Source organism: Thiomicrorhabdus sp. (genome assembly GCF_963662555.1).
Classification (GTDB): Bacteria; Pseudomonadota; Gammaproteobacteria; order Thiomicrospirales; family Thiomicrospiraceae; genus Thiomicrorhabdus.
On record NZ_OY759719.1, the window covers coordinates 1,910,934 to 1,936,244 of the forward strand.

Below are 25,311 nucleotides of genomic sequence, written 5' to 3' on the forward strand. Positions count from 1 at the left end.
GTGAATTATGAGCGACTATACACAACAAGATAAAACCATCGCCTTAGTTGGCTTATATCAGTGTTCTCAGTTGGTTTTTGAACTGGCTACAACAGGAAGAGCAGATGAATTGGCTTATAAAACCTGTATTGAATCTTTGTTTGTTGATAGCCCAAAATCAACTTTAGATGTTTACGGCGGTGAAGTAGAAAATATTCAAAAAGGTGTTAAGACTCTTTTAGCACAAATGAGCTCAGATCAAGCTGTTCAAAATCGCAATATAGAAATTACTCGTTACGTTTTAAACTTAATGATTTTGGCTAAAAAACTTCAAGAACAAGGCACACCTTTAGACAAAATTTTCAACTTGCTAGAAACCGCTAAAATGCAAACCGAACAATTTGGTGAGCTACATGAAAATGTGATTGCAACACTGGCTCGTGCTTATTCAGAAAACGTGAGTGTGGTATCACCAAGAATTATGGTTAATGGCCAACATGGCCATTTACAAAATGCTCGCGTGGCTAATAAAATTAGAGCACTGCTGCTAGCAGGTATTCGTTCTGCCCTGCTTTGGTATCAAGTTGGCGGTTCTCGCTGGGGGCTTATTTGGTCACGTAAAAAATACCTACAAAGTACCCAAGCTCTATATCGACCAAATAGTCATGATACTAAAGAAGATCGCGATAATAACGATGATGATAACGGTTATTTCAACCCTAAAGATTAACGATTAACAGTTAACGGTTAACGGTTAAACTCTATGAACATTGAAATCATTTCTCAACCAAGTGAACAACAACTGGCTGAATTAGGCGTTTTAGATTGGCCTATCTGGGAAAAAGAAGCTTCTTCTTTTCCTTGGACTTATGACATGAAAGAAGTTTGTTACATTTTACAAGGCCTGGTAACCGTTACCCCAGAACAAGGCGATGCGGTAACCATTAAAGCTGGCGATTTGGTCACCTTTCCTCGTGGCATGGTTTGTCATTGGGATATAGCTGAAGATATACGCAAACACTACCAGTTCATGTAAAACAGCCAGTTAACTCACAAAACTGTTAAGTTAATCAAAATATTACTTTCTAGAAATAAAAAAACCAAATTACCAGGCCTGGTAATTTGGTTTTTTTGTGGTTTTAAACTCTCAAGAAAAGAGGTTAAACACCTCTATTATTAAGAGCTTATTCATTAAAAATCTAATAATTAAATATCTAATTATTTAAGAGTTTTATAAACCTCTTTTTTAACCACTTTTGAGTGTGCTTTTAACTCAGCTAAACGGCCAGCAAGTTCTGTATTTGCAAATAATCCAATATATGCTTTTTTCAGTGCTTCTTTCTGCTTATCCGTTAAGGCTTCTGTTTTTACACCCGACACCTGAAGAAGAATAGTATCACCAGTTGCTAAAGCAAACTTAGTCCAACTTGTTTTACCTTCAATTGGCTTAACTGTTTTAAAGGCTTCACTTACCATTTGTGGTAGTAAATTCTGTGCATCACGACCAATCCAACCAATCGTATTCCACTCAATACCATCTTTCATTAGAGATTCAGGCGCTTCACCCGCTTTAATTTTAGCGAGTAGCTCTGTACCCAGTTTTGCAGATTCAGCCACAGCCGCTTCACGAACCAATTCTTCTCTAATAGATGCAGAAACTTCATCTAATGTTTTTTGACGTGCATCTTGATGATTATTGACACGAATAAACACTGAATCATTTGGCGCAATTTCAATAGAAGCACTGTTTAGGTGTGACTTTAATACATCGTCAGAAAATGCTGAATTAATCACTTTTGAGTTAGATAGGATTGTTCCTTTACCGCCTTCACGACTGAATAATTCTGAAGTCATGACTTTTAATCCTGCTTCAGCAGCTGCTGGCTCTAAACTATCCGTTTGCTCATAAGCAATAGTATTTAACTTTTCTAACATATCAAAGTATTCACGTTCTGCTTCTTGTAACTTATATTGTTTAGTTACTTCATCTTTAACCGCAGAAAGTGGTTGTTGTGATTTTGGTTCAATTTTTACAAGCTTGATTAGATGGTAACCGAACTGAGTTTTAATCGGCTTACTTACCTCACCTTCTTTCATAGAAAATACAGCTTCATCAAACTCAGGCACCATCATACCTTGTTCAAAAGTACCTAAATCACCACCTGTTTTGGCAGAACCAGGATCTTGAGAGTACGTTTTAGCTAACTCTTCAAAGGACTCACCCGCTTTTAGTTTCTTTTGAATCATGGCAATTTTATCTAAAGCCGCTTTATCTGCTTCAGGCGTTTGAGCATCAACCGTAATTAAAATGTGTTTTGCATGACGTTTTTCAGGAAGCGTAAACTGGCTTTTATTCTCTTCATAATAGCCTTTAATAATATCGTCAGTTACCGCAACCTTATCGGCCAGTTTCTCTTTAGAAAGCTCAATATAATCAATAGATACTTTTTCAGGCTCTACATAATTTTTAAGATGATCTTCGTAGTATTTTTTAATCTGATCATCACTCACAATAGCCGTCTTTAAGAAAGGACGTTGATCTACACGAAGATAATTCACTTTTCTTTGTTGTGCCTGTAAGCTGGCAAGTTGTTCAACTTCAGATGCTGTAGCAAAACCAGACGTTTCTGTTAGGTTTTTAAACTGGTTTTCTGATAAAAATTGGCGTTGTTCTTGTTCAAAACGAGCCACATTTAAACCGTTACGCAGTAATACATCCTCATAGATTTTTTGAGAAAACTTGCCATCTTTTTGAAACACACTTGCTGCGTGAATGGCTGTAGCAAGTTGCTGGTCACTAATCACCATATGGTTATCAGCTGCCCATTGACGAATTTCTTCAGATTCAATCAAGGCATCAAGCACTTGTGAACGTAAATCTTCATCTTTTACCACTTGATCATACATCTCACCAAACTGCTGTTGTAAACGCTGTTTTTGGCGATTATACATCGTCATAAACTGGTTACCGGTAATGTCTTTACCATTTACTTCTGCAACAACAACGACTTTATCTCCACGTGCATATTGGTCAATACCAAATAAAGCAAACGTTAAAATAATTAATCCGACAATCACCCAAGCAATCCACCCTTGAGCGTGATCACGAATAGCTTGTAACATGCTTAATCCTTTTGTTCAGTTTTGTAAAAAAATAGTGGTTTATAATACCAATCTGTAACAATTCTTTCAGAATTTTTATGGCTTATTTCAATAATAAACCCTGTTTTTCTACCAGGCCTGGTCTTTTGTTCAATTCTATTTAATTAGAATGATTCAAAAACCCCATTTCAAAAGCTTTTTTAAAAAAAGACTGAGTGAGATTCAAAGAGATTTCAAATATATAAGTGTCTATTTTTCTGTTTTTAGTAGAATGAAATACTAAAGATTAAATAGTTAGAGACTGATATGAAAAAAATACTGTATGTAGATGATGCTCAGTCGATGCGAAAATTGGTTAATTTGGTTTTAAGCAGCGAATTTGATATTACCATGGCCGAAAATGGACTTTTAGGCTATGAAGCGGCTCAAAAGCAGGTTTTTGACGTTATTATCTCTGATATTAACATGCCTGTAATGTCTGGTTTAGAACTGCTTGAAAAATTAAGACAGCACCCTAATAGCCAATTTACGCCTATTTTAATGCTAACCACTGAAGCAAGTGCCGAACTCAAGGCAAAGGGAAAACAGCTTGGAGCAACCGGTTGGATTGTTAAACCCTTTGACCCTGAAAAACTGGCCAGTGCCATTAATCGTTTAATTCCTTAATATATTCAAACTACTTAATTCTAAAAATAAATAGCTCTATAAACACTTTACGCCTCATAGCAATAAGTGCTGTCACTCATTTTTTTACCGTAAAAAACAAAAAACCTCTAGTTATCAAAAAAATAACTAGAGGTTTTTTAGCGGTTTCATATAGGTTTTATAACCTATTAGATCTATGCAACTTCAGCAAAAGGGTCTGTAATCACTAAGGTTTCAGAACGGTCAGGTCCCGTAGATAAAATTGAAACTGGTACACCCACTTCTTTTTCTAGAAATTGAATGTAGTTTTTTGCTTCTTCTGGAAGAGCATCCCAAGAATCAATCCCTACCGTTGAAGTTTGCCAACCAGGCATAGTGATGTAATTAGGAACACAAGTTTCATATTCATCAGCACTTGCAGGCGGCAACAACAATGTTTTGCCATCTTGAGTATATGAAACGCAGATTTTAATTTCTGCTAGTTCATCCATGACATCAAGCTTGGTTAAACACATACCCGTTAAGCCATTAATTTGTGCTGAGCGGCGTAAAGCAACTGCATCAAACCAACCACAACGACGTTGACGACCTGTTGTCGCTCCAAATTCATGGCCACGAGTACCTAATTCTTTACCAATTGGATCACCAACATCAGTATCACAGTCATAACCTAACTCAGTTGGGAATGGTCCACTTCCAACACGGGTTGCATAGGCTTTGGTAATACCCAAAATATAATCTAATTCTGTTGGCCCAATACCTGCACCAGGCCCCGCACCGCCAGATGTGGTGTTAGACGAGGTTACGTAAGGATAAGTACCGTGGTCAATATCTAATAAAGTCCCTTGAGCACCTTCAAACATTAAGTTTTTACCAGCCGCATTGTACTCACTGATTAGGTTTGGTACATCTGCAAGCATTGGCAAAATCATTTTGCTGTAACGCTCACATTTTGCCCAAAGCTCATCAAATGAAACAGGCGTTGCTTTGTAGTAATGCTCGATCATAAAGTTGTGATATTCCAAAGCCTCTAATAACTTTGCTTTAAATGCAGGCATATTTTTAAAATCACCAGCACGTAAACCACGACGAGCTACTTTATCTTCGTAAGCAGGACCAATTCCACGACCCGTAGTACCAATCGCTTTATTACCGCGTGCAACTTCACGAGCTTGGTCTAATGCAACGTGGTAATCCAAAATTAAAGGACAAGCATCACTGATTTTTAAACGGTTTTGAACTTTTAGGCCCGTAGCTTCAAGTTGGTTCACCTCTTTTTCTAATGCATCAGGTGCAAGAACCACACCGTTACCAATTAAGCACTCAACTTCTTCACGTAAAATTCCAGAAGGAATAAGGTGTAAAACTGTTTTTTTACCATCAATAACCAGTGTGTGCCCTGCGTTATGTCCGCCTTGAAAGCGTACAACCGCAGCCACTCTATCTGTTAGAAGGTCAACAATCTTACCTTTACCTTCATCGCCCCACTGGGTACCAACTACAACAATATTTCGCTTTGACATAAAATACTTCTTAATGACTTTTAATAATTCTTTAATCTACACTGTTAAACATTTATATAAAAAACTTAAACAGTTTTAACAACCCATTTACCCGCTTCTTCAGCCAGTTTTTTTGATCCGCCTGGAACAGCATCCATATCGTAAGATTTAATTACCCTAAAGCCCTTTGACTTTAATTCAGCAATTTCGGTTTTTAACCCGGTATCAACTAAATGTGGCACATAAATAGTTTCTTTTACATTCAGTTCAACATCGGCTAGTAAATCTAATGCAGAACGTAAATCTAAGCTAAAACCTGTTGCCGGCAGAGCTAGTCCAAACACAGAACCGATATTGTCATAACGTCCACCTTTAGCTACTGGCTGCAATCTGTTACCACTGTATGAGGCAAAAACAATTCCTGTATGGTATTGATAACCACGCATTTCAGTAATATCTAAATGTACTGGTATAGAAAAACCTGTTTGTATAAATTGACTAATCGTTTCAACGCGATCAAGTGCCGAATCTATCTCTGTAGATAGGCCTGATAGTGATTTTTTAGCTTCAACAATCACATTTGATGCATCACCACATAGCTTTGGAAGAACGGCAAATTTTTCTTTTAAATCTGCTGAAATTTCAACACTGGCCATAAAGCTCTCATATTCTGGAATGGCCTTACGTTGCAAGATATCAATAAACTCTTTTGATTGCTTAGAGTCAAAATCTGCAAGTCTCATCATTTCTGTAACTATGGCAACATGACCCAAACTCATCTTAATGTCAGGCAAATTAATACGTTGCATGCTTTCAAGCATAAGCTCAATAATTTCAAAGTCGCTCTCTACACCCTGATGACCAAATAACTCAGCTCCAACCTGAATAGGGCTACGTGAACCTTTGGCTTTGTTGTTACGAGTCTTTAGAACCTCTCCTACATAACATAACCTTGATATTGTTGTGCTCGCTTTTAAACGATTACTAACAATACGAGCCACCTGAGGAGTCATATCCGCTCTAACACCCATCATTCGACCACTTTCTTGGTCTGTAAAACGACAAGTATCCACAGCCATATGACCAGCGGTTCCTGTTAATAAAGAATCGGTAAATTCCGCAATTGGAGGGAGAACAAGTTCAAAACCAGATAACTCAAAACCGTCAACCAGTTTGCGACGGTAAAATTCTAATTTTTGTGCTTGAGATGGCAGGAGGTCTTCTAAACCTTCGGGCGTAAACCACGTAGATTGTTGCATTTCAAAACTTCTTTTTATTTAATAAAATTCTGTAGGACAAATTATTATAAATCAACTCTGCTTCCATTAACTAAAAAATAGCAATAAAACCAAACCGATTAATATTGATATAAACCCCATTAGTCGTAAATCACGCTCTCCGAGCTTGACCGCTTCTGACATCATTTTTTGCCAAAAAGACGGAAACACAAACGGCAATAAACCTTCTAATATAAAGACTAATGCAATTGCGGCTAATAAGGTATTTTCTATCATACGTCCATAAAAAAGGTGGGTTACCCCACCTTATATTTGTTAACTAGATAAATCTATTTTGATGACTGATTAAAGTACTTGAAGAAATCAGACTTAGGATCAACCACCATCACATCAGACTTATTGTTAAATGATTTTTTGTAAGCGTTAATGCTGTGATAAAAAGCATAGAACTCTGGATCTTGTCCGTAAGCTTTTGCATAAATTTCTGCAGCTGTAGCATCACCTTTACCGCGTAAGATTTCAGCTTTGCTGTAAGCATCAGCTAAAATTACAACACGTTGACGATCAGCATCTGCTTTAATTTTTTCAGCCGTTTCAGTACCTTTAGATCTTAGATCTTTGGCTTCACGGTTACGCTCAGCATTCATTCGTTGGTAAACCGATTCACTGATATCTTTTGCTAAATCAATTCGCTTAATACGAACATCTTCAATCTCAATACCAAATGACTTGGCTTGTAAATCTGTCGTTTTTTTGATTTTTTGAGCAATTTCAACACGCTCACCAGAGATAACTTCTTTAACCGTACGGCTACCAAACTCATCTCTAAGACCAGACTGTACAATTTGACCTAAACGCATACCAGCTAAACGGTTATCACCATTCATTGTGGTGTAAAACTTTTTAACATCGACAATACGCCATTTTACAAAAGAATCCACTTCTAGCTTTTTCTTTTCTACGGTGTAGTAATCTTCTGGTGCAGCATCTAATGTTTGTAGACGAGAATCAAACAAACGCACGTTGTTAATAAACGGAGTTTTAAAGTGTAAACCCGGTTTTACATCTGCTTTTACAATTTCCCCTAAACGAAGAACTACGCCAGTTTGCCATTGATTTACAACATAAACTGAACTGCTTGCAACAAATAAAACCGCTGCTACAAAGATTAATAATAATGATTTCATTAACGTAGCTCCCTATTTCTTAAATACTCACGAATCCCAGGTTTTTGCGTTGTAGTGTTATTTACTACAGGTGCTTTTTGGGTTGTGTTATTTTGCGAGCTGGTTGATGTGTTCGCATCTAATTTAAATGGAACAGTATGTTGGTTACCAATCATTTTATCTAATGGTAAATACAGTAAGTTATTTGAACTTTCTGAGCCAACAAATATTTTGCTAGTAGAACTTAGAACATCTGAAACTGCATCGATGTACATACGTTTACGAGTAACTAGTGGTGCTTTTTCATACTCATTAACAATACTTGTAAAACGAGCTGATTCACCTTTTGCTTGTGCAATAACTTGGTCATGGTAAGCACTGGCTTCTTCAAGCTGACGAGCTGCTTGTCCACGTGCTTTAGGTAAGATGTCATTAGAGTAAGCTTCTGCTTCGTTAATTGAACGCTCTCTATCTTGACCCGCTTTAACTACATCGGCAAATGCTGGTTGCACTTGTTCTGGTGGTTTAGCTTCTTGCAAGTTAACACTAGTAATCATTAAACCTGTGTTATATGCATTTAATCTTTCTTGAGCTAATTCTTGAACACGTTTAACGATTTCATCACGACCTTCTGTCAAAACAAAATCCATTGTGCTTTGACCAACAACTTCTCGTAAGGCACTTTCAGTAACAGAACGTAATGTAGTATCTGGATCAGTCACATCAAACAGGTATTTATTAGCACTAGCAACCTGATATTGAACCGCAATTTTTAGGTCAACAATGTTTTCGTCTTTTGTTAGCATTAATGATTCATTAAGAACACTACCAGAGCCAGAACGACCACGAGAGTCTTGCATAACACCAGAACGATAACCAATTTCAGCTGTACGAATTTGATCTACGTTTACAATTCGTACGCTTTCAATTGGGTAAGGCATGTGCCAATGTGGTCCAGCTTGAGTTTCATCAACATAAGCACCAAATCGAGTTACAACACCTCGTTCTGCCGGATCTACAATATAAATACCTGACAATAACCATACAACAACAATAATGGCAAAGATGATGGTTCCACCTATGCCACCAATACCGCCGCCGTTATTACCAAACTTATCACCCGCACCACCTAAGATACTCTGAGCTTTTTTTAATAACTGATCTAAGTCATCGTTATTTGGTTTTTTAGGTGGTTTTTTATCACCACCACCATTATTGCCAGAGTTTCCTGAGTTACCCCAAGGATCTTGTCCTGACTTACCTGGTTCATTCCAAGCCATTTAACTTTTCTCCATGCTTTCACATTGGTTGTGCAGACATTGATAATTAAAAAGTAAATCCAATGTTGCGATTTGTAGTTCCGATATTTTAGAGAGTAACGCATCAAATGTCACCTATTAAAATTTTTTATAGATGAGAAACTTTGATTATTACTTTAAGAATCGGTTGATTTAATCTCAGCCTTTAAAAGTTCTGGCCATTTTTTTATAGTATTCCACTCTATTTCAGTAAGAAGCATCGTGAATAGACTATTGCCATTCTCATCAAATCCTTCTTCCAAAATAGTACCTAATTCATAGAGTTCTGCACGTTTTTTACCTGCATTTACGTCTAAAACCAAGTCAACAGTATAAAAACGTCCTTTAAAGAAAGAGGCTACTGCTTCCATCAGTAACTCAACCCCTAAGCCTTTTTGAGCCGAAACCCAAACTCGGCTGGCCACACCCTCTTCATCATAGTCGATATGTGGTTCAACTTTTGGCTCTAACAAGTCAATTTTATTAAAAACCACCAATTGTGGAACTTCATCTGCTCCTACTTCACGAATTACATCATAGACATCTGTCATCTTTTCTTCACGATGTATATCTGCAGCATCCACTAAATGAATTAACAAACTGGCTTCTCTAGTCTCTTCTAATGTAGAGCGGAATGCCGTTACCAAATCATGCGGAATATGACGAATAAAACCAACCGTATCGGCAAATATAACAGGGCCTGCTCCAGGTAAATGCACTCTTCTCAAGGTTGAATCTAAAGTGGCAAAAAGGCGATCTTCAGCATACACATTGGCGGTAGTCATGTAATTGAACAAGGTTGATTTACCGGCATTGGTATAGCCAACAATAGTAATGGTTGGTAGCTCAGAGCGTTTACGTGAACGACGGCCTAAATCACGCTGTTTACGAACCTTTTCAATCTTTGCTTCCAACTGTTTAATACGACCTTGAACCAAACGTCTATCCGACTCTAACTGGGTTTCACCCGGCCCTCTTGCTCCAATACCCCCTTGTCTATCAAGGTGAGTCCAACCTTTTACTAAACGAGTAGCCATACGCTTAAGCTGAGCAAGCTCAACTTGCAATTTACCCTCATGAGAGCGGGCTCTTTGGGCAAATATATCAAGAATTAAGCCAATTCGATCAAGCACCTGGCAACCGACCAGTTGAGATAGATTTCTTTCTTGGGCAGGTGTTAAGGCGTGATTAACAATCACCACATCAGCCTCATAAAGTTCAACCGCTTGTTGAATCTCTTCAGCCTTACCTTTACCAACAAAAAATTTAGAATCAGGGTGTTGACGTTTAGTCGTAAGAAGCGTGCATATTTCAGCACCAGCAGAATCCACTAATTCATAGAACTCATCGAGTTCTTCTCTATCAGCTTCATTATGAAAATCGACATGAACCAAAACAGCACGTTCTAGTTCTTGTCTTTCGAGACGATCAAATAATTCCATTAACGCTCTCTAAATGACTAAGTTATTTGCAAGGGATGGGACTTTATCAAATTTAACGTCAATTAGAAAACAGTTAATGAGATTATTAAAATATATTTTGAATTGAGATTTAAACCTCTGCAACTTCACGCTCTTCCGAAGCAACCTCATAAGGTTTTGGGTCGCGCATTGGAACAATTGTTGAAATTGCATGCTTATAAACCATTTGAGTGACATTGCTTCTTAGCAAGACAACGAATTGATCAAAAGAATCAACTTTGCCTTGTAGTTTTACGCCATTAACCAAGTAGATAGAAACGCCAATACGTTCTTTTCTTAAAGCGTTTAAATATGGGTCTTGAATTGGCAAAGCCTTAGCCACTTTCTTATTCTCCATGATGATTCCTATTTTTATTATTTATTATTTTTTTATTTATTTTATAAAACACTAAGAAGTGTATTACTAGAATCTCATTTAGTTGTAAAAATCACAACTAAATCGTCAATTTTATTACACTACAAAATATTTAGCGAAAAGCATACCACAGCATGGTTTTTTATCACTATCAATTCGTTTTATTTACCAATAAATTAATTGCTTAAAATTACGTATCCCAACCATATTTCTTTATGAAACACTAAGTTATTTATCCATTATCAGCACATTGCTTCAATAGATTAACGACCAGCTCCACCCTTTGTTGAGCCGTGGTTTTGTATGGATCAATAATGGTAACGTCTTGTTCTTTACGTAACCATGTTAGCTGACGTTTTGCCAGTTGTCTTGTCGCAACCAGCCCTTTATAAATAAATTCTTCAAAATCATATTCCCCCATCATAAACAACCAGGCCTGGCGATAACCCACGCTGCGAATGGAGGTCATATCTTCATTTAAATCTCCACGTTCAAATAGCTTTTTGGCTTCTTGCAAAAATCCGTTTTCGACCATTTGCATAAAACGTTTCTCAATCTGCTTGTGGAGTTTTGCTCTATCTTCTGGAATTAAAGCAACCTTAATAAGCTCAAATTCTGGCAAACCTTTTTTAGGCTCTGCTCTAAACTCGGTTAAGGTTTTGCCCGTAACTTCATAAACCTCAATCGCTCTAATTAATCGCTGTGGGTCATTTTTATGAATACGTTCTGCAGATTCAGGGTCTATATCCAGTAGCTTTTCATACAAAGCATCAGGGGTCTCATTCCATATTTTTAGCCACTTTTCACGGGTTTTTTCATCCGCCGAGGGTAAGTCAGACATACCTTGTTGCAAGGCATTAAAGTACATCATGGTTCCGCCAACTAAAATTGGTAAACGATTGCGGGCAAAAATCTCAAACACTAAACGATTCACATCATCCACAAAATCTGAGGCTGAATAGGTTTCACTGGCATCATGTGTATTAATTAAGTGATGCGGCACAGTATCTAATTCTTCTTGAGTTGGTTTAGCCGTACCTATATCCATATCTCTATATATAAGAGCTGAATCAACACTAATAATTTCAATAGGCATTTCTTCTGCCAGCAACATTGAAAGCTGGCTTTTGCCGGATGCAGTTGGCCCCATGATCGCCAAACACTGTTTGTTTTTTATTAATTTTTGCACTAAATCCATTTTATTGTCTTTTTATATAGTGTAATTGAGCGATATTCAAATTTTACTGGCCACGCATAAATAAACTATCAAGTTGATTCATTGATAACTGAACCCAAGTTGGTCGTCCATGATTACATTGATCTGAGCGCTCAGTGACTTCCATCTCTCTTAATAACGCATTCATTTCAGCAATCGTGAGTTGACGGTTTGCTCTTACCGAGCCATGACAAGCCATAGTCGATAAAATATGATTTATACGTTCTTCAACTTGCTGAGTTTGCCCTGCCACGTTTAAATCAGCAATCATGTCATTGACCAAGCCAGCAATATCGCTTTTTGCCAATAAAACAGGAACTGCGGTGACTTTTAATTGCTCTGGCCCCAACTCTTCCATTGCAAAGCCAAGTTTTTCAAACAGTTCTTGGTGTTCTTGCCAAACCGTAATATAGGATTGTTCAAAGGTTAATGCCATTGGTACTAACAATGGCTGACTAATTAAACGATCATTTTGCCACTGCTGCTTAAAACGTTCATAGACTACACGTTCGTGAGCGGCATGCATATCTACCAAAACCATACCATGTTGGTTTTCAGACAAAATAAAGACTCCGTGCAATTGAGCTTTTGCAAAGCCCAGCATAGGCATGTTTTCACTATTTTGTACAGCAGACTCATAATCAGATTGAGTCTCAGAGACTCCCATTGAAGTTAAATCACCACCCTGTCTACGCTGCTGAATAAGCTCTGCTAAATCAGCATTATAGCCTCCTTGATTAGGACTAAACGCCGTGGGTATTGAGTGGTTATTTTGATAGTCACTCGGCGCCTGAAATGAAATCGATTCTTGTATAGAGATATTTTGGGTGCCAGATTCAGGACGATAAAGTGAATATGGCTTTTGGCCCGCACTAGTTGAGTCTAAGCCAGGCATAACAGAATTTAAAGATGCTCCACTTCCCGTTTCTGAAACCACAGGTTTGGCAACGGCATCTCTAACACTTCTTCTTAAAAAATCATATACCCAACGCCCGTTGGCAAATCGCACTTCATATTTTGCTGGATGGACATTTACGTCCACCAAATCATGCGGCATCTCAATAAAAATTAGATAAGCTGGGTGACGACCATGATATAGAACATCGGCATACGCTTGTTTAACAGCATAAGAGAGTAAGCGATCACGTACAATTCGACCATTTACAAACACATATTGCATGTCTGTTTGACTACGATTAAATGTTGGCAATCCTACCCATCCAGACAAACTAATATCTTGAGTTTCAAACGCAATAGAAAGTGACTGCTCTACAAAAGCTGAACCCATTAATTGGCTCAAACGTTTTTGCAGACTCGCTTGGTCTGTGACCGCATAAACTTGTCTAACCACCTTTTGATTGTGAACCAGTTTAAAACCCACATTAGGACGGCTTAACATCACACTTTTAACCAGCTGATCTATCTTAGAAAATTCAGTTCTGGCCGTTCTCAAAAACTTCTTACGAGCAGGCGTATTAAAAAACAGGTCGTTTACACTTATGCGAGTGCCTACTTTACCTGCTGATGGCTGGGCATCACTCCAATTACCTTCCCCTTCGGCATATAATTTCCATGCGGCGGATTCATCTTGATGACGACTAATAATCTCAAACCGAGAAACCGAACTTATACTCGCTAAAGCCTCGCCACGAAACCCCAGGGTGGCTACTGATGCCAAGTCTGCACCAGTTTTAATTTTACTGGTGGCGTGTCGGCTTACCGCTAAAAGCAATTCATCTTTTGGAATTCCATGACCGTTATCAATGACCGTTATGGACTTCTCTCCACCCTCTTCAATCAAAATATCAATTTGATTGGCTCCAGAATCTAAGGCGTTTTCTAGCAGCTCTTTTACTACTGAGGCTGGGCGTTCAACTACCTCACCTGCCGCAATTTGGTCGGCAAGGTAACTAGGTAGTTGTTCAATAGATTGTCTCATGTAAAGTGAAAACCTTTATTCTGTTAATGTATTCGCTAGCCGTTACTTACTATTAAGCTTAAGAATTTTATTTAATAAACCTGTGGCAATAACAAATAGAAGATGCATTTTAAAATTCGCAAAATTATATCATTAAGGCACTAGCGAATATAGCGACCATACCTCTTAAATAAAATAGCCTAATTCAAAACAAATTTTAGTAACACAATTAGTAACACAAACTAAAACAATAAACGTTAAAAACAATTTACCAGGCCTGGTAAATCGAATAATGTCATTCTTTAAAATAAGTGACTTAAATAAGTGACCCTTATAAAAACCATAGATTAAGTCGTTTTTTTATCTCCTCTATACCTGCTAGAATAGTTGGCTGTTTTATCATTTATCACTTCTCATTATGTTTTTTTAATAATGTTTGCTAGAACGTTTAATAAATAAAGGTTTTTAACATGGGCATACTTAACACTCTTTTTGGCAATGGCATTTCACAAGAACTGCAAGAACAGCTCACCCAAAAATTCAAAGCCATTGTTGATCCAACCTCAAAACAAGACCTAGATTCCCTAAAAGCGGTAAGTGATTTACAAATTAAAAAAGGCACTTTGTCTCTGACAATTGCCATGCCTTACCCATGCAAGAGCCTTTGGCCAAGCATTGAACAAAACATCATGCATGAGTTAGCTCAACTGGATGAAATCAACCAAGTAACGGTTAAGTTTGAAACCAAAGTGGTTTCACATGATGCTCAAAAAGGGGTTTCTCCTCTACCAAACATTAAAAACATTATTGCAATTGCCTCGGGTAAAGGTGGTGTAGGTAAATCAACAACCTCTGTCAATATCGCTCTAGCCCTTCAACAAGAAGGTGCAACTGTTGGTTTATTAGATGCCGATATTTATGGCCCAAGCATTCCAACCATGCTAAATATTAAAGACAAACCACAATCAAATGATGGCAAAAGCATGCAACCTTTAGAAGCTTATGGGTTACAGGTTATGTCTATTGGGGCCTTAATTGAAGAAGATTCGCCCATGATTTGGCGAGGCCCAATAGTGACTCAAACCTTGACCCAACTATTAAAAGAAACTAATTGGCATGATCTTGATTACTTAGTCATTGATTTACCACCTGGCACTGGTGACGTACAACTAACTCTTTCACAACAAATACCAGTAACCGGTGCTGTGATTGTAACCACTCCTCAACAAGTCTCTTTAATTGATGCTAAGAAAGGCTTAAAAATGTTTGAGAAGGTAGAGATACCTGTTCTTGGAATTATTGAGAATATGAGTACCCATGTTTGCAGTAACTGTGGACATGAAGAGGCCATTTTTGGTGCTCACGGTGGTGAAAACATGGCTAAAGAATACAAGGTAGATTTTTTAGGTGCTTTGCCATTAGACAAGCGTATCAGAGAAGAAGCTGATGCCGGAAAACCAACCGTTACTGCAGAACCACAAAGCGACATCGCTCAAAAATATCGTCACATGTCACATAAAATCGGTGCTCAAATTGGTATTAAAAAGCGTAACTATGCTAATGTATTTCCAAACATTGTTATTCAAAATACATAAGCAAATAGACATCAGACATAATGCCGCTTCTGTTATTTTAAAAGATAATATGGCGGCAACATATTTTAATAAACTAATTAATTTTGATTGTTTTGTTCAGTCTTGAATGGCTCTTGAATGACTTTATATAAAAAGTTTTACCAGGCCTGGTAATTTAGATTGTTAAACCATGATTAGTTAAAATAACTTAGTTAATATATTTAATTAATAATATTTAATTAATATTAAACAACTGATTAAATTGAGCAATTTCCAGTATCTTTAATGCCGTACCGTTAACGTTTTTTAGTAAAACTCGTTTTTTATCAGCCTTAACTTGCTCTCTTAACAGCAGCAACATGCCCAAGGCAGAACTGTCCATATACTGGGTTTCTGCAAAATCAATTTCAAAGCAATTGCTATCTGAATTATATTTTTGACAAATTGCTTTAAATTCCTCGTACTGGCTCACATCAAAACTGCCAGGCAACATTATGGTTACTAAACTATCCTGTTGTTTAGTAAGTATTTTTTTCATATGTAGCCACCCTAAATTTGCAATATACAATACACTTAATAAAAACTAGCATAACCGAGACTGGTATTTAAAAACAGTAGGCAAATTACTAAGCCCCAATTGTCGTTATAAAAAGCCACCGATTAACTCAAAAGTATCCATACAAAATCAGCAAAAAACTCTATAATATCGAGCTAATTTATAGATTTACACAATTCGATTTTAACGTTCACCCTAAATTATTAATAAAGCGTATTACAACAAGCATTACAGACGAGCCTTTATTTTTATCTAAACCAACGTTGAATCAAACTAAGAACTGGAAAAAAACACCCATGTCAGAGACCGTAACAACTCCAAGAAAAATATTAATTACAAGTGCATTGCCTTATGCAAATGGCCCAATTCATTTAGGTCATCTTGTTGAATATATTCAAACTGACATTTGGTCGCGTTTTCAAAAAATGCGTGGTAATGAGTGTACTTATGTTTGTGCCGATGATGCACATGGCACACCGATAATGCTTAGAGCCCAAGCTGAAGGCATTACGCCAGAAGAGTTGATTGCAAAATCCTCTGAAGATCATCAAGCAGACTTTGCGGGCTTCAATATTGCATTTGACCACTACCACAGCACTAACTCTCCAGAGAATAAAGAGTTTGCCGAATACATTTACAACCAGTTAAATGCCAAAGGGTATATTTCACGCAAAACAATTACCCAGTCTTATGACCCAGAAAAAGAGATGTTTTTGCCTGACCGTTTTGTAAAAGGTACTTGCCCTAAATGTAAAGCCGAAGACCAATATGGCGATAATTGTGAAGTGTGTGGTGCAACCTATAGCCCAACTGATTTAATTAATCCAAAATCAGCCGTGTCTGGTGCCACTCCTATTGAAAAAGAGACCGACCACCTATTCTTCGAACTTGGACAGTTTGAAGATATGCTTAAAGAGTGGACTCATGCTGGTCATCTGCAACCACAAATCGCCAATAAACTAGATGAGTGGCTAGAAACTGGTTTACGCGGTTGGGATATCTCGCGTGATGCGCCTTATTTTGGTTTTGAAATTCCAGGTGAAACCAATAAATATTTTTATGTTTGGTTAGATGCACCTATTGGGTATATGTCTAGCTTTAAAGCCTATTGCGATAAAGCAGGTTTAAATTTTGACGAATACTGGAAACAAGACTCAACCACCGAGCTGTATCATTTTATTGGTAAAGACATCATCAACTTCCATGCCCTTTTCTGGCCTGCAATGTTATCAGGTGCTGGATTTAGAACGCCTAATGCGGTATTTGCACACGGATTTTTAACCGTTGACGGTCAAAAAATGTCTAAGTCTCGCGGCACATTTATTATGGCCAAGACCTATCTTGAGCATCTAAATCCAGAATACTTACGCTACTACTATGCGGCAAAATTAAGTGGCCGTATTGATGATATTGACCTTAACCTAGAAGACTTTGCCCAGCGTGTAAACTCAGACTTAGTTGGTAAAGTTGTTAATATCGCGAGCCGTTGTGCAGGGTTTGTAGTCAAGAAATTTGACGGCAAATTAGCCACTTCATGGTCCGATGATGCAAACGTTTTATATCAATCTTTTGCTGATAAATCTGAAGAGATTGCAGACTTATATGAACAACGTGAATACGGTCATGCTATGCGTGAAATTATGGCGTTAGCAGATAAAGCAAATGAATACATTGCAGAAACCGCACCTTGGGTATTAGCAAAAGAAGAAGGCAAAGAAGCCGAATTGCATGAATCTGTTAGTGTTGGAATTAACCTATTCCGTGTATTAATGAGTTATTTAGCACCTGTTATTCCAGAAACTGCCATTAAAGCTAAAGCCTTTTTAAATCTTGAGTCTTGGAACTGGAACGATGTTAAAACGCCATTAATGGGTCATGAAATTACTAAATTTAAAGCCCTATTAACTCGTTTAGAAATGCCTGCAATTGAAAAAATGATTGAAGCGTCAGCTGAATCTTTAAGTAATTCATCTTCTGTTCCAGATGGTAAAAAAGGTGATAAAAAGCCTAAAAAACAAACTGAAGCAGTCCAAAAAGATGGAGAAGTTGCCATTGAACCGATTGCTGAACAAATTACGATTGACGACTTTGCTAAAATTGACTTACGTATTGCCAAAATAGTAAATGCAGAAGCCGTTCCAGAAGCTAAAAAATTACTTAAATTAACTTTAGATATTGGTTCTGAACAACGTCAAGTGTTTGCAGGCATTAAATCAGCTTACGAACCAGAAGATTTAATTGGCAAACTAACCGTAATGGTGGCTAACTTAGCACCTCGTCAGATGCGTTTTGGGCTATCTGAAGGTATGGTTTTAGCCGCAGGTCCTGGTGGCAGTGATTTATATGTACTTTCTCCTGATGAAGGTGCTACACCTGGAATGCGTGTTAAATAATAACTAACCTTACCAATTTACCAGGCCTGGTAAATTGGTAAAAACGAAAATGTAAAACGCGCAAAACATTGTTAGAAGCATTGTTATAAACATTAACAGGAACGTTAAATGCAAGAATACATTCTTATTTTGATTAGCACTGTCTTAGTCAATAACTTCGTATTAGTGAAGTTTTTAGGCTTATGCCCGTTTATGGGTGTTTCTAAAAAGACCGATGCTGCTTTAGGAATGGGCTTAGCTACCACTTTTGTATTAACATTAAGTTCTGTTTTGAGTTACATCATTTTCACTTATTTACTAGAACCTTTTGGTTTAGAGTATCTACAAACAATCGCTTTTATTTTAGCTATTGCCGCTGTGGTTGGCTTTACTGAAATGGCGATTCATAAAACCAGCCCCGCTCTTTATCAAGTATTAGGGATCTACCTACCGCTTATCACCACTAACTGTGCAGTACTGGGTGTTGCCTTATTGAATGTTGGTGAAAAAAATGACTTTATTGCCTCTGCCGTTTATGGTTTTGGGGCTGCCGTTGGCTTTACTTTAGTAATGGTTTTGTTTGCCTCAATTCGCGAGCGTATTGATGTCGCTGATGTTCCTGGCCCATTTAAAGGTGCTCCAATCGCCTTAATTACCGCTGGCCTAATGTCGATGGCATTTATGGGCTTTGGCGGATTGGTGTAGAGGATATTTGATGTTAGAAGCCATTCTTATTTTCGTTGGTCTAGCCATTTTATTCGGTTTATTGCTTGGTTATGCTTCAGTTAAATTTAAGGTTGAAGGCAATCCAACCGCTGAACGCATTGACAAAATCCTTCCACAAACACAATGCGGTCAATGTGGGTTTCCTGGTTGTAAACCTTATGCTGAAGCTCTAGCTAAAGGTGAAACTGAGGTAAATCTTTGTATTCCCGGTGGCACTGAAGTGATGATTCAAATCTCCGAAATCACCGGGCTAGAACCCAAAGAGATGGAAGTGGTAGAAGAGGAAGACAAACCTAAAGAAGTTGCCAAAATAAATGAGGATCTTTGTATTGGTTGTGTTCTATGTATTAAAGAATGCCCTGTTGATGCCATTTTAGGTGCAACAAAATTAATGCATACCGTGATTGAAAAAGAGTGTACTGGCTGCGAAAAATGTGTACCTGTTTGCCCAGTTGATTGTATTGAAATGGTACCTCTTGCCGTATCAACCAAAAACTGGAAATGGCCGGAACCTCAGCCTAATTTAACAACACAAGGGAGTGAAAAGTAATGTCTCTTTTTGCTCAGATTGTTAATGTAATCGCTCCCATTTACCCTCAGGCAAAACGTTGGTTACACCGCTTTAATGGTGGGATTTTCCCAGCATATAATAAAGAGCTCTCTTCTCGCCAACCAATTAGAGAAGCCATAATACCTAGTCGCTTAATTATGCCCTTGCAACAGCAAGTGGGTTTACCTGCTGATTTATTGGTAAAAGTTGGCGATAAAGTTAAAAAAAATCAATTAATTGCCCGCTCTTCTAAAGATGCCAGTAAAGCCTTGGTTGTGCCCATTCATGCTCCAACCTCTGGAGTGATTACCGCAATTGAAAAAGTGACACTACCTCACCCTTCTGGTTTAGAAGATATCGCCATCATTATTGAACCTGATCACTTAAATACCACTATTGAAAATGCACTTAAGGTTTCAGGAAATAAACCCCAGTCACCGCAAGAGCTAAAAGACATTTTGCTGAATGCCGGAATTGTCGGTATGGGTGGTGCAGGTTTTCCAACCTATGCAAAGATTCCTGCTGAAAAAGGCAAAATTCATACCTTAATGATTAACGGTGCAGAGTGTGAACCTTTTATCACTTGTGATGATTTACTGATGCAAACCGAGGCTGAATCAATTATTCAAGGAGCAATCATTACCGCTAATGCTCTAGGTTCAACCAAAATTTTATGCGGCATAGAAACCAATAAACCAGCCGCAATCAAAGCGATGAAAGCGGCTGCTAAAGATACGATTATCCAAATTATTGAGGTAGAAACCGTTTACCCAATGGGTGGGCAAAAACAGCTTACCCAAGAGTTAACGGGCATTGAAATGCCACACAAGGCACACGCTGTTGATATCGGTATGTTAATGATGAATGTGGCAACATTTTCAGCTATCAACAAGGCTGTCACTCTTGGAGAACCTCTGACATCAAGATTAGTTAGTGTTACAGGCTTGGGGTTACATCGTCCTTTTAATATTCGTGCTTTAATTGGTACCCCTTTTGCAGAGTTAGCACAAGCGGCTGAACCCAAAATAGATCTCAACTATCCTTTAGTCATGGGTGGCCCAATGATGGGATTTGCCGTTAAATCTAACCAAGTACCTGTACTCAAAACCACCAACTGCATTTTAGCTAATCCACCAGAACCTACAGAAATGCAAATGCCGTGCATTCGTTGTGGTGAGTGCATGGATGCCTGCCCTATCAACCTTTTACCTCAGCAGATGTACTGGCATAGCCAAGCACATGAGTTTGATAAAGTTGAAAAGCTCAATATTTTTGATTGTATAGAATGTGGCTGTTGTAGCTATGTATGCCCAAGTCATATTCCACTTGTTCAATATTATCGAAACGCTAAATCAGAAATTAAAGAGATTCATGCCGAAGAAAAAGCAGTTGAACTTGCTAAACAACGCCATGAATTTAAATTGGCACGTATTGAGCGTGAAAAACAAGAACGAGAAGAACGTCTCAGAGCTAAAAAAGAAGCGGTTAAAAAACAAGCCGCAAGTCAAAATACGACTGAAGATAATTCAAAAACCACGAAACCTGCTAGCTCAGCGGCGGCGGCCGCTGCGGCAAAAGCTGCTGCTGCCAAACGAGCCGCCGCAAAAGCTAATGCTAATACTTCAACGTCTCAGCAAAATACACAAGAAGATAATATTCCTCCAGCTCGCAGAAAAGCGATTGAAGCGGCCAAACAAGCCACTGAAAAAGCGGATGGTGCTAAAAACCCTAAAGATGCTGCTAAAAATGCAGCTATGGCCGCGGCTAAAAAACGTGCTCAAGAAAAAGCTGCAGCAAAATCATTGGAAGGTAAAAATGTTAATTCTTCCGAGTTAACTCCAGAGTTAAAGCCTAAACCAACTCCAGATGAATCAACTAAAGCGGATCCCAAACAGGCCGCTAAAGCTGCAGCTATGGCCGCAGCGAAAAAACGTGCTCAAGCAAAAGCGAATAACGAAGCCGAACCCGATCAAAGCAAAGCGACAACCGAAGCGACAACCGAAGCGACAAACGAAGCGACAAACGAAACTCCAAATGAAGCCGTAAAAGAAGCTCAGCATGATGCCAAACAAGCCGCTAAGGCTGCGGCAATGGCTGCAGCCAGAAAACGTGCTCAGTCTAAAAAAGCAATCATACAAACTTTAGAAGTTCCCCCTATTGAAAGCAAACAAGTTGATGATCAAGAGATGGAACTTCAAGCTGAACAAGTAGTTCATAAAAAAGAGTTGTCCGAAAATATAGCAACAGACCTAACTCAAAATACTGAAGACACTGCCGCTTCAAAAAAAGAAGCGGCTCGTAAAGCAGCAATGAAAGCAGCTCGTGCTGCTGCTAAAAAACGTAATTCAGCAAATACATCAGTAAGTAAGCAATCTGAACAACTTAACCAAGACAATTCATCAAGTTCAGAGAGCATTGAGCCTGCGGAGGATCAGGCAAACAAACCATCGCCTGAAGACAAAAAACGCAAAGCAATGGAAATGGCTAAACAAAAAGCGGCAGAACGTGCGGCACAAAAACAAGCTGAAAAGCTTGCATCAGAAACTCCTGAGGAGACTAAATAAGTGAACTCAAACCACCTCAGTTCATCGCCTTTTACTCATAACAACCAAAGTGTACGCAAAGTGATGTTGCAAGTGCAGATTGCAGCTCTACCGGCTTTACTCACACATATTTATCTTTTTGGCTTTGGTATTGTGGTGCAATGGCTGTTAGCCGTTGCCACCATGCTTGTGGTGGAATATGTGATGCTTCGTTTACGTGGCAGACCAATCCTGCCTTATATAACCGATATGAGTGCCTTAATTACCATAACTGGTTTAGTTTTTTGTATTCCACCAGAAGCCCCATGGTGGGTTATTGTTTCTGGAAGTGCCTTTGCCTTAATTTTTGGTAAGCATCTCTATGGTGGACTTGGCTATAACCCTTTTAACCCAGCTATGTTGGGCTACGCCTTTCTGTTAATTTCTTTTCCAATCCAAATGACTCAATGGACCTTACCTGTGAGTTTAAGCGGTCATGCTTTAAGTTTTTGGGAATCTGCCTATTATATTTTTACAGGCCACATACCAGGACTTTCAATTGATGCATTAACGGGGGCAACGCCGCTAAATGAAGTTCGAACAGGATTGTCTCAAGGTAAATCGGTTATTGAAACCTTAAGCACTGAAGCAACCAGCAATTTATGGGGCTTAACCAGTTGGGGCTGGGTAAATATCGCTTTTATCGTGGGTGGTGTATGGATGATGCTTACTCGTACCATTAGCTGGCAGTTTCCTGTAGGTTTTATAGGTACTCTTGCTTTAATCAGTTTTGTTTTTAACCAGATTGATCCTACAACCTATCCGCCAATGAGTTTTACCCTATTAACGGGTGGAACCATGTTAGCAGCATTTTTTATTATTACCGATCCTGTAACCGCCAGTACCACACCAAAAGGCAAACTCATTTATGCCTGCGGAATTGGGGTTTTAGTTTATGTCATTCGTAACTGGGGTGCCTTCCCAGATGGTATTGCTTTTGCGATTTTACTGATGAATATAGCGGTGCCACTTATTGACCAATACACGCAACCACGTGTTTATGGCCACAAACGTTAGGAGCGATGATGACGAATCCTAATCCTTCACAATCGTTGATTAAAACCATGTTCTCTTCAGCAGGTAAACTGACTTTTTTTGTGTTTATCAGCATTATTCTATTACTATCAATACGTTACGTGACTGCACCAGAAATACAACAAGCAGAAAGGCAAACCCTACTTAATACTTTTAGTGAAGTTTTGCCTAGTACTTATTATGACAATGACCCTTTAAAAAACACCAAAGTCATTACTGATCCAGCCTATTTAAAATTATTAGGCAGTTCTGAGCCAGTAACCTTTTACCGTGCTACTAAAAACAATCAACCTGCTGGTGCAATTTTTACTACTATTGCACCCAATGGTTATAGCGGTAAAATCTATGTACTGATTGGTGTTTTTCCAGATGGAAGAATCTCAGGTGTACGAATTATTAAACACACCGAAACACCAGGCCTGGGTGATAAAGTTGAAATTAATAAAAGTAAATGGGTGCTTGAATTTGATGGCCGCAATTTACGTGATGATAATGACCCTCGCTGGGCAGTTAAAAAAGACGGTGGCGATTTTGACCAGTTTACCGGTGCAACCATTACCCCTCGTGCAGTCGTGGGAGCAATCAAAAATGCACTGATTGTGGTTAATGATTTAGGAGAACGATTATATGAGTAATGCTCAAACAGAACATAAATCGATCTGGCAAGATTACAAACTCATCATTGAAAACGGTCTCTGGAAAAATAACCAGGCATTAGTCGCTTTATTAGGCTTATGCCCTCTTTTAGCGGTGTCTAACAACGCGATTAATGGCTTTGGATTGGGTCTGGCGACTTTATTAGTTTTATTGTTGTCCAATGTTTTGGTTTCAGCGATAAGAAATCATGTATCTGATGAAATTCGTATCCCTGTATTTATTGCTATCATTGCCACAATGGTAACTATTATTGACTTAGTCATGAATGCCTACTTTCATACCTTACATGGTATTTTGGGTATCTTTATTCCATTAATTGTAACCAACTGTGCCATTTTAGGGCGTGCAGAGGCTTATGCTTCTAAGAACACCATGGATAAAGCGTTTGTTGATGGCTTATTTATGGGCTTAGGTTTTTTAGCGGTGCTAGTATTACTTGGAAGCCTGCGTGAAATGATTGGTAATGGCACCTTATTTGACCAAGCCTATTTAATGTTTGGTGAATCTGCTCGCAGCTGGACTTTGCATTTTGGCGATAACTACCAAGGTGTTCTATTAGCGATCTTGCCTCCTGGTGCATTTATAGGTTTAGGTTTATTAATTGCCTTAAAAAATTGGGCCGATGCAAAAAAGGTAGCAAAACAACAAAACCAACTCGGTATTCAAGTTGCCGTTACTCCCATGCAAGCTAAATAAAAATTAGTCAGACTCTATGAATAAAGCCAAACGTTTAGAAATTTTTGAAAGACTCAGTGAAGCAATCCCTGAGCCTGAAACAGAGCTAAATTACAGCACCCCTTTTGAACTGCTTATTGCGGTTATTTTGTCTGCTCAAGCGACCGACAAAGGGGTTAATATCGCTACTGACAAGCTGTTTCCGGTAGCCAATACCCCAGAAGCTATCTATGCGTTGGGAGAAGAAGGTTTAAAAGAGTACATAAAGACCATTGGGTTATTTAACACCAAAGGAGCCAATATTATCAAAACCTGCAAGATGTTAATTGACTTGCATGGTTCACAAGTGCCAGATAACCGTAAAGATTTAGAAGCGTTACCAGGTGTTGGCCGAAAAACCGCTAACGTGGTGCTTAACACCGCATACGGTCAGCCAACAATGGCCGTTGATACTCACATCTTTCGGGTATCAAATCGTACCAAAATTGCCCCAGGCAAAAATGTTTTGGAAGTAGAAATGAAATTGCTCAAAAATGTTCCAAAACAGTATCTTATTCCAGCACATCACTTACTGATTTTACATGGTCGTTATACCTGTGTAGCACGCAAACCTCGTTGCGGTGCTTGTTGTATTTATGACCTATGCGAATTTAAAGAAAAAACAGAATAAACAAAAAACAAACT

At 38.4% G+C, this 25,311-nt stretch carries 23 protein-coding genes; 12 read left to right on the forward strand and 11 right to left on the reverse strand.

Translation table 11 applies throughout. From position 1 onward, the window contains the following. Nucleotides 1–7 precede the first annotated feature (7 nt). A complete protein-coding gene (hflD, locus tag ACORJQ_RS08485; protein WP_321323651.1) occupies nt 8–709 on the forward strand; it encodes a high frequency lysogenization protein HflD in 702 nt (233 codons plus the stop codon). 33 nt (nt 710–742) lie between these two features. Next, nucleotides 743–1,015, forward strand: a complete 273-nt coding sequence (locus tag ACORJQ_RS08490; protein ID WP_321323653.1) for a cupin domain-containing protein — start codon at nt 743–745, stop codon at nt 1,013–1,015. 182 nt (nt 1,016–1,197) lie between these two features. Here ACORJQ_RS08490 and ACORJQ_RS08495 read toward each other — a convergent pair whose 3' ends face one another. After that, nucleotides 1,198–3,102: a SurA N-terminal domain-containing protein gene (locus ACORJQ_RS08495; RefSeq protein WP_321323654.1), complete on the reverse strand. Its 1,905-nt coding sequence runs from the start codon at nt 3,100–3,102 to the stop codon at nt 1,198–1,200. 285 nt (nt 3,103–3,387) lie between these two features. Between ACORJQ_RS08495 and ACORJQ_RS08500 the strand changes: the two genes are divergently transcribed. Next, complete coding sequence (locus tag ACORJQ_RS08500; protein WP_321323655.1) at nt 3,388–3,747, forward strand: response regulator; 360 nt, start codon at nt 3,388–3,390, stop codon at nt 3,745–3,747. A 173-nt stretch (nt 3,748–3,920) separates the two neighbouring features. Here ACORJQ_RS08500 and ACORJQ_RS08505 read toward each other — a convergent pair whose 3' ends face one another. The 9 genes from ACORJQ_RS08505 to mutL all read right to left on the reverse strand — a co-directional run bounded on the left by ACORJQ_RS08505 (nt 3,921) and on the right by mutL (nt 13,921). After that, nucleotides 3,921–5,249, reverse strand: coding sequence for an adenylosuccinate synthase (locus tag ACORJQ_RS08505; protein ID WP_321323656.1), 1,329 nt, complete (start codon nt 5,247–5,249; stop codon nt 3,921–3,923). A gap of 65 nt (nt 5,250–5,314) precedes the next feature. Further along, a complete protein-coding gene (locus ACORJQ_RS08510) occupies nt 5,315–6,487 on the reverse strand; it encodes an ATP phosphoribosyltransferase regulatory subunit (protein ID WP_321323658.1) in 1,173 nt (390 codons plus the stop codon). A gap of 66 nt (nt 6,488–6,553) precedes the next feature. After that, nucleotides 6,554–6,742 (reverse strand): DUF2065 domain-containing protein, encoded by a 189-nt coding sequence (locus tag ACORJQ_RS08515; protein WP_321323660.1) that lies wholly within the window; start codon nt 6,740–6,742, stop codon nt 6,554–6,556. Nucleotides 6,743–6,795: 53 nt separating this feature from the next. Continuing rightward, on the reverse strand, nt 6,796–7,653 hold the full coding sequence (gene hflC, locus ACORJQ_RS08520; protein ID WP_321323662.1) for a protease modulator HflC: 858 nt from the start codon (nt 7,651–7,653) through the stop codon (nt 6,796–6,798). After that, complete coding sequence (gene hflK / locus ACORJQ_RS08525; protein ID WP_321323664.1) at nt 7,653–8,912, reverse strand: FtsH protease activity modulator HflK; 1,260 nt, start codon at nt 8,910–8,912, stop codon at nt 7,653–7,655. The genes hflC and hflK overlap by 1 nt, the downstream gene beginning before the upstream one ends. Nucleotides 8,913–9,067: 155 nt before the next feature. After that, nucleotides 9,068–10,372 (reverse strand): ribosome rescue GTPase HflX, encoded by a 1,305-nt coding sequence (gene hflX, locus ACORJQ_RS08530; RefSeq protein ID WP_321323666.1) that lies wholly within the window; start codon nt 10,370–10,372, stop codon nt 9,068–9,070. Nucleotides 10,373–10,481: 109 nt separating this feature from the next. After that, nucleotides 10,482–10,748: an RNA chaperone Hfq gene (gene hfq, locus ACORJQ_RS08535; protein WP_420719557.1), complete on the reverse strand. Its 267-nt coding sequence runs from the start codon at nt 10,746–10,748 to the stop codon at nt 10,482–10,484. 250 nt (nt 10,749–10,998) lie between these two features. Then, nucleotides 10,999–11,964, reverse strand: a complete 966-nt coding sequence (gene miaA / locus ACORJQ_RS08540; protein WP_321323668.1) for a tRNA (adenosine(37)-N6)-dimethylallyltransferase MiaA — start codon at nt 11,962–11,964, stop codon at nt 10,999–11,001. Between the two features lie 43 nt (nt 11,965–12,007). Then, nucleotides 12,008–13,921, reverse strand: coding sequence for a DNA mismatch repair endonuclease MutL (gene mutL / locus ACORJQ_RS08545; RefSeq protein WP_321323670.1), 1,914 nt, complete (start codon nt 13,919–13,921; stop codon nt 12,008–12,010). Between the two features lie 449 nt (nt 13,922–14,370). Between mutL and apbC the strand changes: the two genes are divergently transcribed. Then, complete coding sequence (gene apbC, locus ACORJQ_RS08550) at nt 14,371–15,495, forward strand: iron-sulfur cluster carrier protein ApbC (protein ID WP_321323671.1); 1,125 nt, start codon at nt 14,371–14,373, stop codon at nt 15,493–15,495. Nucleotides 15,496–15,709: 214 nt separating this feature from the next. Here the strand turns inward: apbC and ACORJQ_RS08555 are convergent, their stop codons facing one another. Then, a complete protein-coding gene (locus ACORJQ_RS08555) occupies nt 15,710–16,012 on the reverse strand; it encodes an STAS domain-containing protein (RefSeq protein ID WP_321323673.1) in 303 nt (100 codons plus the stop codon). A gap of 314 nt (nt 16,013–16,326) precedes the next feature. Between ACORJQ_RS08555 and metG the strand changes: the two genes are divergently transcribed. From metG to nth, 8 genes are all read left to right on the forward strand, one after another. Next, the gene (gene metG, locus ACORJQ_RS08560; protein ID WP_321323674.1) at nt 16,327–18,423 is read left to right on the forward strand and encodes a methionine--tRNA ligase; all 2,097 of its coding nucleotides are present in this window, start codon (nt 16,327–16,329) and stop codon (nt 18,421–18,423) included. 108 nt (nt 18,424–18,531) lie between these two features. Next, on the forward strand, nt 18,532–19,107 hold the full coding sequence (gene rsxA / locus ACORJQ_RS08565; RefSeq protein ID WP_321323676.1) for an electron transport complex subunit RsxA: 576 nt from the start codon (nt 18,532–18,534) through the stop codon (nt 19,105–19,107). 10 nt (nt 19,108–19,117) lie between these two features. Further along, nucleotides 19,118–19,678 carry an electron transport complex subunit RsxB gene (gene rsxB, locus ACORJQ_RS08570; RefSeq protein ID WP_321323678.1) on the forward strand — a complete coding sequence of 187 codons (561 nt, stop codon included), beginning with the start codon at nt 19,118–19,120 and terminating at the stop codon, nt 19,676–19,678. Then, nucleotides 19,678–22,242 (forward strand): electron transport complex subunit RsxC, encoded by a 2,565-nt coding sequence (gene rsxC / locus ACORJQ_RS08575; RefSeq protein WP_321323679.1) that lies wholly within the window; start codon nt 19,678–19,680, stop codon nt 22,240–22,242. The genes rsxB and rsxC overlap by 1 nt, the downstream gene beginning before the upstream one ends. Next, a complete protein-coding gene (locus tag ACORJQ_RS08580; protein ID WP_321323681.1) occupies nt 22,243–23,277 on the forward strand; it encodes an RnfABCDGE type electron transport complex subunit D in 1,035 nt (344 codons plus the stop codon). A gap of 8 nt (nt 23,278–23,285) precedes the next feature. Further along, nucleotides 23,286–23,930 (forward strand): electron transport complex subunit RsxG, encoded by a 645-nt coding sequence (gene rsxG, locus ACORJQ_RS08585; protein ID WP_321323683.1) that lies wholly within the window; start codon nt 23,286–23,288, stop codon nt 23,928–23,930. Further along, complete coding sequence (locus ACORJQ_RS08590; protein ID WP_321323685.1) at nt 23,923–24,648, forward strand: electron transport complex subunit E; 726 nt, start codon at nt 23,923–23,925, stop codon at nt 24,646–24,648. Before rsxG ends, ACORJQ_RS08590 begins: the two co-directional genes overlap by 8 nt. A gap of 16 nt (nt 24,649–24,664) precedes the next feature. Further along, entirely contained in the window at nt 24,665–25,297 is a 633-nt protein-coding gene (gene nth, locus ACORJQ_RS08595) for an endonuclease III (protein WP_321323687.1), read from the forward strand. Nucleotides 25,298–25,311: the final 14 nt, after the last annotated feature.

Excerpts from the sequence above, each read along its gene's own strand:
- ACORJQ_RS08505 (WP_321323656.1), bottom strand. The coding sequence starts at position 5,249 with ATGTCAAAGCGAAATATTGTTGTAGTTGGTACCCAGTGGGGCGATGAA.
- miaA (WP_321323668.1), bottom strand. The coding sequence starts at position 11,964 with ATGGATTTAGTGCAAAAATTAATAAAAAACAAACAGTGTTTGGCGATC.
- ACORJQ_RS08555 (WP_321323673.1), bottom strand. The coding sequence starts at position 16,012 with ATGAAAAAAATACTTACTAAACAACAGGATAGTTTAGTAACCATAATG.
- mutL (WP_321323670.1), bottom strand. The coding sequence starts at position 13,921 with ATGAGACAATCTATTGAACAACTACCTAGTTACCTTGCCGACCAAATT.
- ACORJQ_RS08510 (WP_321323658.1), bottom strand. The coding sequence starts at position 6,487 with ATGCAACAATCTACGTGGTTTACGCCCGAAGGTTTAGAAGACCTCCTG.
- ACORJQ_RS08495 (WP_321323654.1), bottom strand. The coding sequence starts at position 3,102 with ATGTTACAAGCTATTCGTGATCACGCTCAAGGGTGGATTGCTTGGGTG.
- apbC (WP_321323671.1), top strand. The coding sequence starts at position 14,371 with ATGGGCATACTTAACACTCTTTTTGGCAATGGCATTTCACAAGAACTG.
- hflD (WP_321323651.1), top strand. The coding sequence starts at position 8 with ATGAGCGACTATACACAACAAGATAAAACCATCGCCTTAGTTGGCTTA.
- ACORJQ_RS08500 (WP_321323655.1), top strand. The coding sequence starts at position 3,388 with ATGAAAAAAATACTGTATGTAGATGATGCTCAGTCGATGCGAAAATTG.
- rsxB (WP_321323678.1), top strand. The coding sequence starts at position 19,118 with ATGTTAGAAGCCATTCTTATTTTCGTTGGTCTAGCCATTTTATTCGGT.
- hflX (WP_321323666.1), bottom strand. The coding sequence starts at position 10,372 with ATGGAATTATTTGATCGTCTCGAAAGACAAGAACTAGAACGTGCTGTT.
- hfq (WP_420719557.1), bottom strand. The coding sequence starts at position 10,748 with ATGGAGAATAAGAAAGTGGCTAAGGCTTTGCCAATTCAAGACCCATAT.
- metG (WP_321323674.1), top strand. The coding sequence starts at position 16,327 with ATGTCAGAGACCGTAACAACTCCAAGAAAAATATTAATTACAAGTGCA.
- ACORJQ_RS08515 (WP_321323660.1), bottom strand. The coding sequence starts at position 6,742 with ATGATAGAAAATACCTTATTAGCCGCAATTGCATTAGTCTTTATATTA.
- ACORJQ_RS08490 (WP_321323653.1), top strand. The coding sequence starts at position 743 with ATGAACATTGAAATCATTTCTCAACCAAGTGAACAACAACTGGCTGAA.
- hflK (WP_321323664.1), bottom strand. The coding sequence starts at position 8,912 with ATGGCTTGGAATGAACCAGGTAAGTCAGGACAAGATCCTTGGGGTAAC.
- nth (WP_321323687.1), top strand. The coding sequence starts at position 24,665 with ATGAATAAAGCCAAACGTTTAGAAATTTTTGAAAGACTCAGTGAAGCA.
- hflC (WP_321323662.1), bottom strand. The coding sequence starts at position 7,653 with ATGAAATCATTATTATTAATCTTTGTAGCAGCGGTTTTATTTGTTGCA.
- rsxC (WP_321323679.1), top strand. The coding sequence starts at position 19,678 with ATGTCTCTTTTTGCTCAGATTGTTAATGTAATCGCTCCCATTTACCCT.
- rsxG (WP_321323683.1), top strand. The coding sequence starts at position 23,286 with ATGACGAATCCTAATCCTTCACAATCGTTGATTAAAACCATGTTCTCT.
- rsxA (WP_321323676.1), top strand. The coding sequence starts at position 18,532 with ATGCAAGAATACATTCTTATTTTGATTAGCACTGTCTTAGTCAATAAC.
- ACORJQ_RS08590 (WP_321323685.1), top strand. The coding sequence starts at position 23,923 with ATGAGTAATGCTCAAACAGAACATAAATCGATCTGGCAAGATTACAAA.